12 protein-coding genes are annotated in these 15,303 nt (G+C 32.9%); 5 read left to right on the top strand and 7 right to left on the bottom strand.

Annotated features, from left to right (window positions below; all coding sequences use genetic code 11):
• Positions 1-7 precede the first annotated feature (7 nt).
• Complete coding sequence (locus Q0972_RS02565; RefSeq protein WP_299362186.1) at positions 8-472, top strand: GyrI-like domain-containing protein; 465 nt, start codon at positions 8-10, stop codon at positions 470-472.
• Here the strand turns inward: Q0972_RS02565 and Q0972_RS02560 are convergent.
• Entirely contained in the window at positions 467-1,399 is a 933-nt protein-coding gene (locus Q0972_RS02560; protein WP_299362184.1) for a M23 family metallopeptidase, read from the bottom strand. The genes Q0972_RS02565 and Q0972_RS02560 overlap by 6 nt on opposite strands.
• A gap of 121 nt (positions 1,400-1,520) precedes the next feature.
• Here Q0972_RS02560 and Q0972_RS02555 point away from each other — a divergent pair, with 121 nt between their 5' ends.
• Positions 1,521-3,074, top strand: a complete 1,554-nt coding sequence (locus Q0972_RS02555; RefSeq protein WP_299362181.1) for a DEAD/DEAH box helicase family protein — start codon at positions 1,521-1,523, stop codon at positions 3,072-3,074.
• Between the two features lie 132 nt (positions 3,075-3,206).
• Positions 3,207-4,874 carry a hypothetical protein gene (locus tag Q0972_RS02550; RefSeq protein WP_299362179.1) on the top strand — a complete coding sequence of 556 codons (1,668 nt, stop codon included), beginning with the start codon at positions 3,207-3,209 and terminating at the stop codon, positions 4,872-4,874.
• A gap of 13 nt (positions 4,875-4,887) precedes the next feature.
• On the opposite strand, the gene Q0972_RS02545 is transcribed toward Q0972_RS02550, so the two are convergent.
• On the bottom strand, positions 4,888-5,247 hold the full coding sequence (locus Q0972_RS02545) for a DUF2237 domain-containing protein (protein WP_299362176.1): 360 nt from the start codon (positions 5,245-5,247) through the stop codon (positions 4,888-4,890).
• Positions 5,248-5,308: 61 nt separating this feature from the next.
• On the opposite strand from Q0972_RS02545, the gene Q0972_RS02540 reads away from it, so the two are divergent.
• On the top strand, positions 5,309-5,758 hold the full coding sequence (locus tag Q0972_RS02540) for a DUF2452 domain-containing protein (protein WP_299362173.1): 450 nt from the start codon (positions 5,309-5,311) through the stop codon (positions 5,756-5,758).
• 130 nt (positions 5,759-5,888) lie between these two features.
• Complete coding sequence (locus Q0972_RS02535; RefSeq protein WP_299362171.1) at positions 5,889-6,497, top strand: DUF4251 domain-containing protein; 609 nt, start codon at positions 5,889-5,891, stop codon at positions 6,495-6,497.
• Positions 6,498-6,499: 2 nt separating this feature from the next.
• On the opposite strand, the gene Q0972_RS02530 is transcribed toward Q0972_RS02535, so the two are convergent.
• The 5 genes from Q0972_RS02530 to Q0972_RS02510 form a co-directional block, all read right to left on the bottom strand.
• A complete protein-coding gene (locus Q0972_RS02530) occupies positions 6,500-8,695 on the bottom strand; it encodes an amino acid permease (protein WP_299362169.1) in 2,196 nt (731 codons plus the stop codon).
• 937 nt (positions 8,696-9,632) lie between these two features.
• Positions 9,633-10,490 carry a hypothetical protein gene (locus tag Q0972_RS02525; RefSeq protein WP_299362166.1) on the bottom strand — a complete coding sequence of 286 codons (858 nt, stop codon included), beginning with the start codon at positions 10,488-10,490 and terminating at the stop codon, positions 9,633-9,635.
• Positions 10,491-10,570: 80 nt separating this feature from the next.
• Positions 10,571-11,080 (bottom strand): hypothetical protein, encoded by a 510-nt coding sequence (locus tag Q0972_RS02520; protein WP_299362164.1) that lies wholly within the window; start codon positions 11,078-11,080, stop codon positions 10,571-10,573.
• 54 nt (positions 11,081-11,134) lie between these two features.
• On the bottom strand, positions 11,135-11,557 hold the full coding sequence (locus tag Q0972_RS02515; RefSeq protein WP_299362162.1) for a hypothetical protein: 423 nt from the start codon (positions 11,555-11,557) through the stop codon (positions 11,135-11,137).
• A 23-nt stretch (positions 11,558-11,580) separates the two neighbouring features.
• Complete coding sequence (locus Q0972_RS02510; protein ID WP_299362160.1) at positions 11,581-15,114, bottom strand: P-loop NTPase fold protein; 3,534 nt, start codon at positions 15,112-15,114, stop codon at positions 11,581-11,583.
• Positions 15,115-15,303 lie beyond the last annotated feature (189 nt).

The raw sequence follows: 15,303 nt of genomic DNA, 5'->3' as shown, positions 1-15,303 counted from the left end.
AGTTTTAGTGCATCATAGGATTATTTCTTTAGAAACTAAGAAGCTAATTGGCTTAAGGAGTCAAATGCTTAGGCATGAGTATAACCATATTGTTGCCCTTTGGAAACAATTTATGCCTAGAAAAAACGAAATCACAAATTCTATTAACAACGATCTAATTGCCCTTCAAGACTATGAAGATCCGAATGATTTACAAAGACCTTTTGATATTTGGGCTTGTGTGGAAGTATCGGATTTTGAAACGACTCCAAAGGACATGCTTTCCTATACGATTCCAAAAGGTTTGTACGCCGTTTTTCTACATAAAGGGATGAATGCAGGAGCTACTTATCAACAAATTATGGCAGAGTGGCTACCAACTTCGGGTTATACTATAGACAACAGACCACATTTTCAAGTAATGGGAACGAAGTATAAAAATGGGAGTCCAGACTCTGAGGAAGATTTTTATGTTCCTGTTAGAAAACTATAATTCCAAAATTAATTTCTGACCAACTCTAAGGGTAGAATTCCGTTTTATCTTATTGGTTCTGCAGATGGCTGTGATAGTCGTATTATTTCGTCTCGAAATTCGGGATAAGGTATCGCCTTTGCGTACAACATAGACTTTTCGTTGTTTTTCTAAACTTGCTAAGGCCGATTCTTTAGTTTCGTAAAGCGCTAGCTTCGATAAGCGCCTAGAATTGTGATAACTAGGCCTTGTCCACTTTCGAGTAACCCATATATCCTGGGACCGTATAGTATTTGTGTCGTCAAAGTTAAAGAGGTATTCTGGATGAATATATTCTCCATTATAACTCGTTACCAAATGCAAATGACTGCCTCTTGAATTTCCAGTATTGCCGCCTTTTCCCAAATATTGTCCTTTGGTAACCGTATCATTGGCTTTTACAGCAATCCGCGATAAATGGGCATATGTGGTTTCCAAACCATTATAATGTCTAACCACAACTGTTCTTCCATGTCCACGGCTATATCTGGCAAAGCGTACAATACCATCGAGCATAGCAACTACAGAATCACCAGTGATTAGATCAATATCAATGCCCTTATGTGGTCGTCCTCTTCGCCAACCATATCGTGATGTAATGACTTTTTTATGGGATACAGGTGAAGCATAAGTACTGTCTTCAAACACAATATTCAAAGGAAATTCAGATATGGTATTTTTATAGGGATTATATACCGTTGTATCCCAATATGCACTTGTAATGTCAATGCTTTTTTCGGCAGTACTATCAGTCTTTGAGAGTATTGGAATTTCTACTTCGCTAATTAATTCGGCTTTCTTAAAAGTACTTGGGAGTTTTATTTTTATAGCTTCGGATAAACTATCATTTTGTGCAAACGCAAAACAGCAAGGCAACAGAAATGCGAGACAGAGGGTTAGGATTCTCATTAATTCAATTAACTTTTGATTGAATGAACGCGAATTTAAGATAAATATTGTTAACAACAAATGGCTTTAACATCGCTTTAAATAGCTTAATTTTGCAGTTTTAAATTCTCACATTATTTATATGTCTCAAAATAATCAGGCCGTTCAAGAAAAGAAAACCGATAAAGAATTATACGAATATCAGCAAGGTGCTATAAGTCAGATATTTGATAAATTCGATAATGCTCCAGAAGACTACCATTTGCTGTACCAATTACCAACAGGTGGTGGGAAAACAGTGATTTTTTCAGAGATGGTACGCCAATATCTTAAGAATCATGATAAGAAAGTCTTAGTAATGACGCACCGAATAGAGCTTTGCAGACAGACTTCAGAAATGCTCACGAGTTTTGGCGTGACCAATAAAGTCGTAGATAGCAAAGCCAATCTTGATGACCAATCCGACTACTCGTGTTTTGTAGCCATGGTAGAAACCCTTAACAATCGTTTGAATGATAATATGCTCGATATTTCGGATGTGGGATTGGTGATTATTGATGAGGCACATTATAACTCCTTTACCAAACTCTTCAAGTTTTTTGAAAAGTCCTTCATACTTGGTGTTACGGCAACACCATTGAGTTCTAACAAAGAACTGCCCATGAAAGGCAACTATAATGAACTTATCACTGGCGAGACGATCGAAGATTTGATTGAAAACGAATTTTTGGCACGTTGTGAAACCTTCGCTTATGATATGGGATTAACTTCACTAGAAATTGGTTCTAATGGGGACTATACCGTTAAATCATCCGAAGATTTATATACTAGTCCCGCCATGCTCCAAAAGACCATAGATGCTTATAAAAAACATGCGCTAGGGAAGAAGACCTTGATTTTTAATAACGGTATCAATACATCGATCAGTATCTATTATGCATTTCGACAAGCTGGTATACCCATTATGCACTTAGATAATACAGCTACTAAAAAACAACGTCGACAAATTTTGGATTGGTTTCGCGATACACCAAATGCCATATTGACTTCAGTAAGTATCTTAACCACAGGTTTTGATGAGCCTACTATAGATACTATTATCTTAAATAGAGCGACCAAATCCTTAACCTTATACTATCAAATGATAGGACGTGGCTCTCGAATTTTGAATAATAAGTCGAAGTTTACGGTCATCGACCTTGGAAATAACCTATATCGATTTGGGCCTTGGGGAGCTGACCTGGATTGGCAATTGATTTTTAAATCACCAGATTGGTATACCGATCGTATAAAAAGTGATGAAGCTATTGAAGCCAACTTTAAGCACGAACTAGCGGATGAAATTAAGGATGAATTCTCGAAGTCTGAAAACACCTACTTTGATATTAGACAGACCTATAAAGATGCTGTAGATGCTGGTGAATCCTCTAAAGTGGTATTGGAACGTTCTATAGAACAACATGCTAAGATTTGCATCGAAAATAGTGAAGACGTATACGATGCTTTGGCTTTAGCTAAGCTTCTTAAGGATGATATTGGTCAACGTATCGAAATCTATGCGAAATGCATTAGTAAAAGTACAGGCAACTTTTTAAAATGGCTAAAGGACGATTACCAAAAGAAACTAAACTCGTATCTGAGAGCCAATTTTGATGAGAAATTTGAAGAGATTCACGGGTATCCGCCAGAAGAATAATTGGTCATCCAAAGATTCTGAAAATAGAAACTAGCAGTTCAGTATTAAGAATTGACAGTTCGGTACTTATTTATATCTTTTGGATAGAGAATTTTGCATCTTTGATAAGGCTAATTAAAAAAAACCAAAACCATGCTATCATCAATCCAGAAAGTTGCTCTATTCGGCATTTGTCTTGCTTCAAGTGTTTTATTATATCCGTTAAGTGCCCAAGAGAATTTAACCACAGAAGAATGGCAAGACGATATTCGTTATTTGCAATCTACGATACATCGCAAATTTCCATTTTTATTCAAAAAAGTAAGTACCGAGGATTTCGATAAAGCCGTTGATGCACTACACAATGATGTGGCCAATTTAGAAGAACACGAAATCAGGGTAGGGCTATCACGATTGGTCTCCTTATTTCAATATGGACACACCCAAATTCCTTATGGCACCGTAGCTAAGGCAGGTATTCTTCCAATTAATCTTTACCTTTTTAATGATGGTTTATATATTGAAGGTGTCCACAAAGCGCATGAAGTAGTATTGGGAGCCAAAGTGATAAAAGTAGGAGAGACCCCAATTACTAAAGCCCTAGAGCTTGTTCGTCCTGTGGTTCCTGTTGAAAATGATCAGTATTTTAAAGCCTATGGTATACGCTTCTTATTGTCACCAGAAGTGCTTCATGCCCAAGGTGTTATTCCTGAATTAAATAAAACAGTAAGTCTGACTTTAGAAAAAGAAGGAAGAACCTTTACTTACGATTTTCCGACCATACCCACAGAAGATAAGCCGAGAGCTTTTAATTTCACCTTACCAACAGAAGATTGGTTAACGGCAAGAGATCTATCACAAACCCCTTTGTATTTGAAGTATCTAGACAGCAAGTATTATTATTTTGAGTATCTGGATAATGAAAAGACACTTTACGTAAGGCAAAGTTCTGTTTTTGATCACGAATCTGAAAGTCTTAAGGATTTTTACAAACGGTTATTCGATTTTATAGATAACAATAAGGTCGATAGGCTCATTTACGATGTGCGTTTAAATGGAGGAGGTAATAATTACAACAATCTGAATTTAATTAAAGGGCTTATGGCAAGACCACAAATTAATTCAAAAGGTAAATTCTTCTTCATTATTGGGAGAGATACCTTTTCAGCCTGCCAGAATTTAACCAACGAAATTACTACCTATACCGAAGCAATAATTGTGGGTGAACCAACAGCTGAAAACCTTAATTTTTATGGTGACAACAGACCAGTACAATTGCCCAATAGTCGCATAAAGGCCTATTTATCCTTTGCGTGGTGGCAAGACAAACCAAAGTGGGAAAACAAAGATGCCACGTTTCCACACATTGCCGTAGACATGAGTTATAAGGATTATATCACCAATGCAGACCCTGTTTTAGAGGCTGCTGTGAATTATAAGGATGATGGCTTTATTTTAGATCCTATGGGACATTTAACGCAATTGTTTATAACAGGTGATTTTGAAACCCTAAAAAAAGATGCAGCTAAAATAGCTAAAGATAAAAGATATAAGTATTACGATTTTAAAGAGGAATTCAGTAATGCCGCTAGTCGCGTTTTAGGTCAGGGTAACCAACAAGGTGCACTGTTTATTTTTGAAATCATTGCGGAACTTTACCCTAATTCTGTAGGTACTTGGTTTAGCTTGGGCAATCTACAAATGGATATGAAACAATATGAGAAAGCAATTGTCTCGTTTCAAAAGATTTTAGAACTGAAGCCCAAGGGCATGTTGGCCAGAACAGCAAAAAGTAGGATAGAAGCCTTACAAAAAATGTAAAGAGAACAAAATTTTAGAGTGCGTAAGATTCTAATAGCTCTAAACTTGTATATTCTAAGGCTTTAATATGTGTAGCATTAAGATCTATTTTTGGAGCTACACCAGCTTTTTCTGCCTCTAGCCATCGAGAAATGCACAAACACCATTTATCGCCAGGTTGGAGTCCAGGAAATTGCCATTGCGGAATGGCAGTGGTTAGATCATTGCCACGAGATTTAGTATAGGCTAAGAAATCATCCGTTACTTTAGCACAAACCACATGTGTGCCAGTATCTTCGGGCATTGTGCGACAAAATCCATCCCTAAAATAACCTGTCATTGGATTGGTACAACAGGCTATTAATGGCTGACCATAAACATTTAATGCATTCATTTTAGGTATTCTTTAAGATAGCAAACGTAGCAAAAATACGTATTTTTGTATCCAAATTCATATGGAAAAGAAGCCAAAAAATAACAAAAAAAGACCTGATTTAGTGGTGTTTGACGAAGATCAACAACGCTATGATGCAGCCTTTAGACCTTATGCTACCAATGTTGGTGCACCACAGATAAAATTACCCAATAACGGGAGTTGGAAAAACTCACAGATATACAAAGCCAATAAACATCTTAGGGCCAAATACGAAGCCATTAAGGCTGAGTATGACGAACTACTCAAGACTATGGAATATAACGAATTGGTGACCAATGCCAAGTTTACCTTTGAGCCTTTGATAGGTGAGACTTACCACTTGTACAACAACGCCAAAGAAGAACCCTTCTTATCCATTATCGATCCCGATAGTTGCGACTTTAGCTATTTAGGAAGTTTTAGGTTGACGTCAGATTATTTATGGGAAAGGGTAGAGTATAAAGGGGAAACGCATTTGCCAAGCGAATAACAAGTCCCAAACTGCTACATAATATATTATGTAAAAGCATCACAAGGCTTCTAAAATGCTGGTATGAAATTGTAATAGACTGTTAATGTAATAGTATTTCTTATCTTAAATCCTTATCTTTAAAACTGTTATGATTCTTAAACAGACCATACAAACCTTATCAACTGTCGTTTTACTGTGTGTTATTGGATTTAACCTTAGCTGTAAATCCGCCAATACCATGAGCGAAGCGGAAGCATCTGAGCAGTTAGCCGAGTTGGAAACATTATTGCATGATAATGCCTTTAGAGTAGATATCAAAACAGTGTATCCCTTTAATACAGCAGCCACAAATGACGTTTTGAATAGCATATTAATACCAGGAACAAGTAATAGTGCTAGTTGGATCGATGTTGCTAATGATGGTCATTTTATAGAATTCAGTACAACAGCAACCAAAGGCGATTTACCATTTTTTGGTGAGCAACGTATATCTGGTGGCTACAACATTGGCAATGATAACAATATTCAGTTCGATGGTGCGCCTATAGACTACAGTATATCCAAGCATAAAAAAAAATCGGTCTTAGAGATAGCATACGATGTTAATGATTCAAGAGTGTCCACTGAAACTTATGAAATACAATTTCTCGTTTATCCTAACAAAACTGTACACGTCTTTATTACTTCGACATTAAAAACCGTGATTCACTATCGTGGTACCTTACAATTTACGGACACTACCGAACCAGAGTCCTAGATTTAAGCCAAAATACTCTCGTGACCCGAATCCCTTACAAACAAACAGCTGCTGTGGGTTTTTTGTGACATGGTCTTTATAAAATCATAAGGCAGGGTGTCTTGCATGCCGAAGATGTTAAGATCGGCAGATGGAGCCTCAGAAACATAATCCTTAAACTGTCCTACGGAAACTTCAGTGAGGATTTGTGGTAATCGGGCCAATTCTTTAAGGGATTCTAAGAAGGCTTTAGCATGGGGTTCATCCTCTGGATTTTCAACTACAGTTATTAGGCGAATATTAGCATTCCAATTCATTTTAAGTTTATAGGCCACGAGAATGGATAAATCCAAATTCCCGATATCCAAACCACCAAATTCCCAATTGCCTCTACGATCACTAACCCAAACATTAATGGTATTACGCTGTCCTAAAAGGGTTGTGGTGTGCATGTTGAACAATAAAATGCCAATTTCTAGACGCATGGATTCTTTCATCACGGGTTTGAGTTCATTTTCATAATCATCATGATCCTGTAAATTTAAAAACATGATATTTGGTCTAAAAAAGGCACCGTTCAACGCCTGACTGCCATAATTAATACCATTGGCAAATTGATCTGTATGAATCACCGTAGAGGAGGAGAACACACCTTTTTCCCGGAACGATGCCGAAATCTCCTCAAGTTGGGTTGCTAGGGTACTATTCTCGGTAAAGGGTTCGATACCAAGAAGTTTGATAGAACCTTTAGGTTTAGTGATATTCCGCAGAAATTCAAAGGTTCCCCTAAGCCCATTGATATCGCGTACAGGCACCATAAGATTAGCTTTCCAAGCGCGTTGTTGCTTTTGTTTCATGCCCCAAGTATGTTTGGCTGCCCATTCCGCGAAGGATACAAACAACCCTGAACGTACATCTTCAAAAGGGGTTTCTAGGTTTTGTCGGGATAAATACCAATACACCATAAGGACGATGGCAATAGATATTAAGCTTACTGTTGGATTGATAATAAACATCGCAAACACCGAAGAAATCAATCCAAACCATGGTACCCATTTATGAATCTTAAATACCGGACGATAACTGATTAAACCCAAACGTTGTTCTATAATGACCACAATATTGATCATAGCATAGGTAATTAAGAAGAATAAGGTCACCAAAGGCGCAACAGCATTTAGGTTTCTAAGTAATAAGGTAAAAAAGATAAGGAGTCCAGTCACGATCATGGCATTTCGTGGTTGCCCATTATTACTGGTGCCAGATAGGATTTTAGAATAGGGCAGTACCTTATGTTCTCCCATGGCATATAGTATTCTAGACGACCCCACTATGGAAGCCAAGGCCGAAGAGAAGGTGGCTCCTAAAATGCCAGCAATAATGGCTGGTCCAAAATAGGCTTTATCGACCATGATGTAGTAGTTGGTCAGTAATTCCTGTTCTGAAGCACTACGTGAAATCCAGAAGGCTAAAAGCATGTATATCAAGAAGCTAACCCCAATAGCCCAAAGCGTTCCAGTCGGGATACTTCTTTTAGGATCCTTGAGTTCGCCAGACATGTTAGCGCCTGCCATAATCCCTGTAGCTGCGGGAAAGAAAACAGCAAAAACGATCCAGAAACCACTACCACTAAACCCGTTTTCGACGGAACCTCTGAATGAGCCCCAGCTTAGGGTATTGCTTAGAGGTTTGTACATGGAGCCATCGTAAGCTGCAATGACAATCGATAAAAACGAAATGATGATAATTCCCATAATAAGATACTGGGTCTTTATAGCAAGATTGGCACTGATATAGGCAATGGTAAAGAGCGAGGCAAATACAATCATATCGACCATAAAGGCATTATGGTCTGGGAAAATACCCATCCAACCTTCACGAAAACCAAAAATATACATGGTAACGGCAAGAGCTTGGGAAATATAGCGCGGAATTCCTAAACTTCCACCAACTTCGAGACCCAGAGCTTGGGACACAATTGCATAGGCACCACCAGCACCAATACGGATATTTGTGGTTATGGCCGACATGGACAGTGCCGTACAAAGTGTAATGACAAATGAAATAAGGATGATAAGCCAAGCGCCGAGTAAACCGGCATTTCCAACAACCCAGCCCAAACGTAAGTACATAATAACCCCAAGAATGGTTAAAAGCGTTGGTGTAAAGACGCCACCAAAGGTGCCGAATTTTTTAAGGGTTGATGATGCTTTGGACATTATAAGGTTTTGATTAGCCAGATTTCAATTTAATAATTATCCTGAAATAATAATAGAAGTAATTGGAGAAACTAAATTAGGAGGTGGTTTTGCAAGGTAGAGGTGACTGTAATTCCATAAACATTATTTTACATAATGTAAATTATAGTACAAATACTCATATTTGTTGTTTAAGTCAAAGTATCACATTCGTAGCCTATAATGACATTATGTAAAATATCCCAGAGACATTCGTTTTCAAAAGAACAATTGGAACTTGGGCATTAAACTAAAAATCGGTTTGCTTCGCAGAGTTTTTTCATTTGTCCTATAATTTGCCGTTATGTAAAATATCCGCTGCCAACGCCATATTGTTTTTATAAATGCAAATTGCTTATTGCAATTTATTTATAACTCAATTTCCAGCCGCTTGCCAGCGCATTATAAAAGCTAGCTTTTAGATGTTATTGAAATTTTGCCGTATTTGAATAATTGTGCTTTATATTTTTTTCTACGCAATTCTCGTGAGCTTACCACAAGAGCATAAAATTACTCGAAGAGATATTTCTATGCACTTGTTCTATGTAGAACTCCTATTCACGTTTTTTAATTGTAACATCTAATATTATGTAAAATAGAGTTTCATGATTTGAACTTCTATTTCTTTAATTATAATCTTTTTTTCTTGATAAAAAAAGAAACAAAAAAATCAAGGCTGCATATAATTTTGGAAACAATAAACGGCTTATTCGCTATATTTTAGGAAACATTGTAACTGGTTAAGATTGGTTTGAAATCCCTTGTATAATTGGAACTTTTAAGAATATGTATTACTAAACCCCTAAAATATAGACGCTCACTTCGCCTATTGTTTTAGCCAAAATAATATGAGGCTGTTTTGCCAATGCGCCATCTGGGAAAAACTAATCATATGTTCGAAAGAATAGGTTTTTCACCTTTATTGATTAGTAATAGAAAATAGCTCTAGCTCCCTACTTGGAACCAGCTTCTTTTTAAATCTATATAAACCTAAAGTCTCAGCCCCACCTATATTAATAGTATTTATTAATTGAGACTTAGCAAATTCACATACTTTATATCTCATGTAGCTGGGTATTCCTTTAAAATCAACGTCTGCTAAAAAAGCTAATGAGATAAACTCATACATATTGTTATATGGTTTATCAAGTATATTAAAAGCAACAAAATTATCTTTATAATACATTACATATCCAAATAGACCTTCAACCATTTTTATTTGATTCAAAAGATATAAATATGGAGCAGATAGATTAGATTCATTAAATAAAACAGAGGTATTTCGTTTACACCATTTATTTATAAGTTTTAATGAATCTTCATAATGAAGCTGATGTTTATACTCTTCAAATACAACTTTGCTTGAATCGACTTTATTTATATTATATCTAAGATCTTTATAGTTTTTTCCAGACATTTTTAATACACTTCTAACAGATATAGTTACAGATGGGTATTTCCAATCAAGTAAATATTCATTCTTTTTTTGTAAATTAAATTTCGACATAATACTTTGACTAATTAGTCCATAACTCATATTGTTACATCTAATTATTCTTAAGTTTTTTTTCAAAAGATATCTTTTTGAAGAAAAAAGAAAGTCTAAAATTCTCACCTCTTTTTTCGATGAAGGAGGAAAAATAATAGTTTCGTCTTCTAAGTTTGGATGATCAGAGAAAATTATAGCACTATCATTACAATTAATCACCTTAAGACCTTTACGCCCTGTTAGCAAAAAATAAAATGGAGAACATAAATATGAATCTAATTGATTCATAAATTGTTTTAAGTAGGGTAAAATTTGAGAGTGTGAATTTATTTCATATATGTAATGAGAATCATTTTTCATGACTAAATTTAGCGCCTATTTTTTTCAATTTGCTCCGCCAGCCACCTGAAATCATCATGAGCTCTCTTTCTTTTATTATCACCAAGTTTTCCATGGTCTTCAAACTCTCCATCTAGCCATTTAAGATAGTTTTTTACATCTTTATTTTTATAAACTTGAATAATTTCAAAAAGTATATAATCGATATCATTAAGAGGTATAGTTTTAGTTTTAACCATTCTACCGATTACATCATATCTATATAGAATTGCGTCTAACCATCTTTCTTCACTGCTGTCTTTAAATTTATCAATCTCTTCTAGATTAAATGTGAATTTTTCATAGTCAATTTTATAAAAAAACTCTCGTATTTTATCATCTCCAAATAAATCATTAGTTAAATCATAAATAAACTTAACACGGTTAACTCTAGATGTTTCTTTCATTTGTTTATAAGTGAACCAAATACCAATAATTGCAAATGCAAAACCAATTATTGATACAATTGTATCAATTGTTATATCAAAATTAAAATTCATTTTTTATAAATTTATTTAAAATAATTGTTATTGTTTTTATCAAATAGTATTAAACTAAGTTTTTAGTTTATCAATCATACTTTCTAAAGAGTACTTTACTAATTTCGGTATTGTATGAACAGAAATTCTAATCTCCCAATTAGATAAACTTGGCATTAAACTGACATCGTTACTTATAAAGATTTCGCTTTCTGATTGCGATAAATCCTTTGATGGAATTATATAAACCATTCTTGGTTCTTCTTCAATAATTAAAACGAGAATAATGAATAAGTTATCTCTTAATTTACCTAAATCCTTTTTTACAATTTTTGCACTACGATCAATAGTATCTAAATCTATCGATTGTAAAAAGAAGTCATTAGTTCCAATTAAAAAATCTACTCCTTCCCTTCCACTCTCTTTTGGAATTAAATTCATGCCAGTATTTCCTAATTGTGATTTAACAAAAGGAGTTATTATGTTTTGCTTATTCATATTAATTTTATTGGCCAAAAAAATTAAGAAGGTTTGCCAAATCTATCCGAATTTAGCCATGCTTTTCTCAAACTATCATCAGGCAACTTATTTCTATTTTTATAAAGCCTCTCCTCTATTTTAATAATTAATTCGTCAAATTGATTATAGCTTAGATTGGATGAATAACTAACCATTAAGTCTAGAAATTCTCGTTCAACACCCTTTAGATTGGCCGAGCATAATTCATCAATTATATTTCTAAAAACGTTCAATTGATTTTTATTAGATTTAATTTTTAGTGCTATACTCGTTAATAATACTTTTGATAGATCAACATAGTTTGATTTATATAAAAACCCTTTCAGAATGATTAAAAAATCTAAGCTTTGACTTCTGATTAGATAATCAATAATAGAGTTTTTTGCTTTTTGATTTTCTTTAATAAAATCATTTATCTCTTTTTTACTTATTCCAAATTTATATTCTAAAATGTTCTTTATATGAGTGCTATATTGATTCACATTGAGTAAAAATCTTCGTTTAAGAGTGTCTTCACATTTTTTCTTAAGATCAAATTTGACCACGAATTTACCGTGCTTGTCTATCTGCCTAAAACCAAGTTTATGATTTTCTAAATTTGTTGAACATAATAAGTTTATAATTTGATTAGAGTAAATCGTATAGTCAAATTCTTTAGAAAGGTCTAGATTAAAAACTATATCATAAATTTTTTCCTTTTCAAGTAGTAAATTTGTTATACCAGCATTAGCTAACATTTTATTGGCTGCTTTATCGCTATCTGGTATGTTATACTTTAAGTTTTTTAATATTTCCTCGTATACGTTAATATCCTTACTGCCATTTAATGGAATCCAAAATTCTATTAATTCCTGCTGCTTTGTTGAATCAAAATAACTATAAAATTGTTCAATGAAATCTTGAGAAGTTTTGGCTCTATTAAAAACGATATTTAAATAATTAGAGTTTTCAAATAGCTTTTTCACACCAATAGAAGAGGTTAAATCTCTTTTAATCTGAACTGCCTCAATATTGCTATTCAAAAATTTTGATATTGTGTTTTTTACGTCATTTTTATCAATGGATTTTTCTGAATGATTTTCAAACAAATAATAATAGCTTAAAAATAAACTAGCATTTTTATAATTTCCTTCAATAAAAATGGACTTTGACAAATTATATATGTTATCAAAATGACCTTTATTGTTTTTATTTATAACAATATTTTCAATTACTCTGTTATAGAATTTGTTGAAACTTTTGATTGTAATTTGATATTGTTTGAGAACCACATCATCCTCCTGATCTAATAACGCATTATAGTCAGTTCTCAATTTATTGGTTGCGGCATATACAAACGAAATACTCGATGTATAAATATCTTGAGTAAACAAACTCTTATTAAAAGTATTTAAGATATCAATGTAATTACTAAAATAATCTATTTTAAAATCTTTAGATATCCGCCTAGTTAAATTGCTAATGATTTGATTCAATAATCCGGATGTTAACAACTTCTTTCTTAATATTGAGCTATTACTAATTCGTTTGATTTTCTCTAGATTATTATTATGGTGATTTGATATAGCAATATTGATAGAGTTTAATTTTGATTCTTCGAACAGGAACACTTTTTCTTCATCTAAGATTAGATCAAAAAAGTTTTCAATAAAACTCTCTTGATTAGTTGTTTTCTGTTGATTTCGTTGCGTATTGGAAAAGTTTACAAAATCAATAATCCATTGATCTAAAAGAATTTTCATAAAACTTTCTTTTAGTCTTGAATTTTCAATTTTATCAAGGCATTCTACTAATATATTTTGAATATTCAATCTATGGATATAATTACTAAAAGGGTCTTTTTTTAATTTCTTAAAAAACTCTCTGTAAGCATCATCATTTAATTTTATTTCATAGTGCTTAGTTAATTCCATTAAACCGTTAATAAAATTAACTGATGTTAAAGGATAAATATTAGTCTTGATTTTTTGTTTCGCAATATTACTTAAATCAACAGTTTTAGATTTGAAGTCTAAATTATCTAAGTATTTTTTGTCATCAATATTCTTATCCGAATTATCAATTAAAATTGATGAAATTCTATTTGACTCTAATAGTCTAATAAGTTTTGTGCTATTTTCAAATTTTCTTTCAAATTCAGTTAATCGAAACTTAAAAAACAAATCTAACGACTCAATTTCCCAAGGGCTTGTTGAATCAATAAAATCTATAAAACTTTCATACTGTTCGTGGATGTATTCAACATCATGTTGACTAATACTTTTTCTGATATCGTCTTTTAATCTATACGTATTAGTCTTTTTATAAAATTCCATTATTAGAGGAAATCTTTGAATTAATAACAGATATTTTGCTAACTGAGTAATATTTTCTTTCAAAGAAAAGCCAGGAATTTTTCTCTCCTTTAACAAAAGATAATTTGCTAGTAGAATATTAATAAACTGTATAATTTGCCTTGGGTTTTGGTCGAACACAAGTACAATTAGAGCAGCAAGATCTAGATTTTCGAAATCTTTAATCTGTGTTTCTTTAAGCTTATCATGAGCAAGTTTTTGTAATTCATTATTGTAGAATTCTGGAATCCAAATTATTGTATTAAAAAATTTCCTTAAGAATTCATCCGCATATTGTTCATCATCTATATCAAACGCATAATTTAAATGTCGTTTTATTGCTGTAGAATCACAAGGAATAATAAATACAATGTCCTTTTTGTTCTTTCTATCAATTGGTTCGAGAAATGTTTTAATCGTTGATATTATCTCAACTGCTTTTTCTCCACTTACTCTATCTAAATTATCAAAAACAACTACAATTTTTTTAACTTTTTTTGTTAAGTTATTTAGTATCTCATGAAAAGAGTTTTCAAATTCAATTGGATCTTGAATTCTGGACTTTCTATATGTTGTTTTTTTCTCAATTATAAATGAGTTAAAATATTTAAACCAAAATGTAATAGGTATTGTTAGCCCACCTATAACTAACAAAAGCTTTTCTAATATTTTTTTAAATGAAAAAGATTCTATTGATAAAGTTTTTCCAATTCCCCAAAGTCCAAGAGCAACTAATATTAAAGGAATTAAAATGAATAAGAATATTACTAGTACATGATTAAAAAACTTTTTTCCTTTGAATTCGTATCCACTTTTGCCTTCAATATTAATATCACTATCTAAGTTTTTTTCTAACTTAAAATTCTCTTTATAATATTTTTTACCAAAATATTCACTAGATAATTTTTTGTCTAAATCTTTTAAAAAAGTTCGCCTAAGCGCATCACCTTCATGTTTCCATACATCAAATATTATCAAAGGTATATCGTTGCTTTTAAGGTTACTTTGTAAGGTCTCAGCAATTGAACTTTTACCAGAACCCCAGTTCCCAAATAACCCTATTGTAAATGACTGAGGGCTTTTTAAAACTATCTTTTGAAGAGTAGAGACTATTTCCTTATGTCCAAATAGTAACTCACCGTCTTTAGGTCTTTCAGAAATAAATTGAAAATTCTCAACCTTAGTTTTGTTTTTATTTTTCATGTTTTTCAAACAATTTTTGTACTTATCTTTTAATTCCATACTAAATTAAAAAGGATTCTAAGCTGATTTATTTACCAGATTAATAGCTGATTTTTTAGTACAAGGCAGAGTTTAAATATAATGAAATTACTATGAGCTAATTTGAGGGAAAACCGTAAATGTTTGAAAGTTATTAACTTCTAATCCATT

Origin of the sequence: Winogradskyella sp. (genome assembly GCF_028282165.1) — a bacterium.
GTDB lineage: Bacteria > Bacteroidota > Bacteroidia > Flavobacteriales > Flavobacteriaceae > Winogradskyella.
Note: the sequence above shows the minus strand (reverse complement) of the source record. Positions and strands in the feature narration are given on the sequence as shown.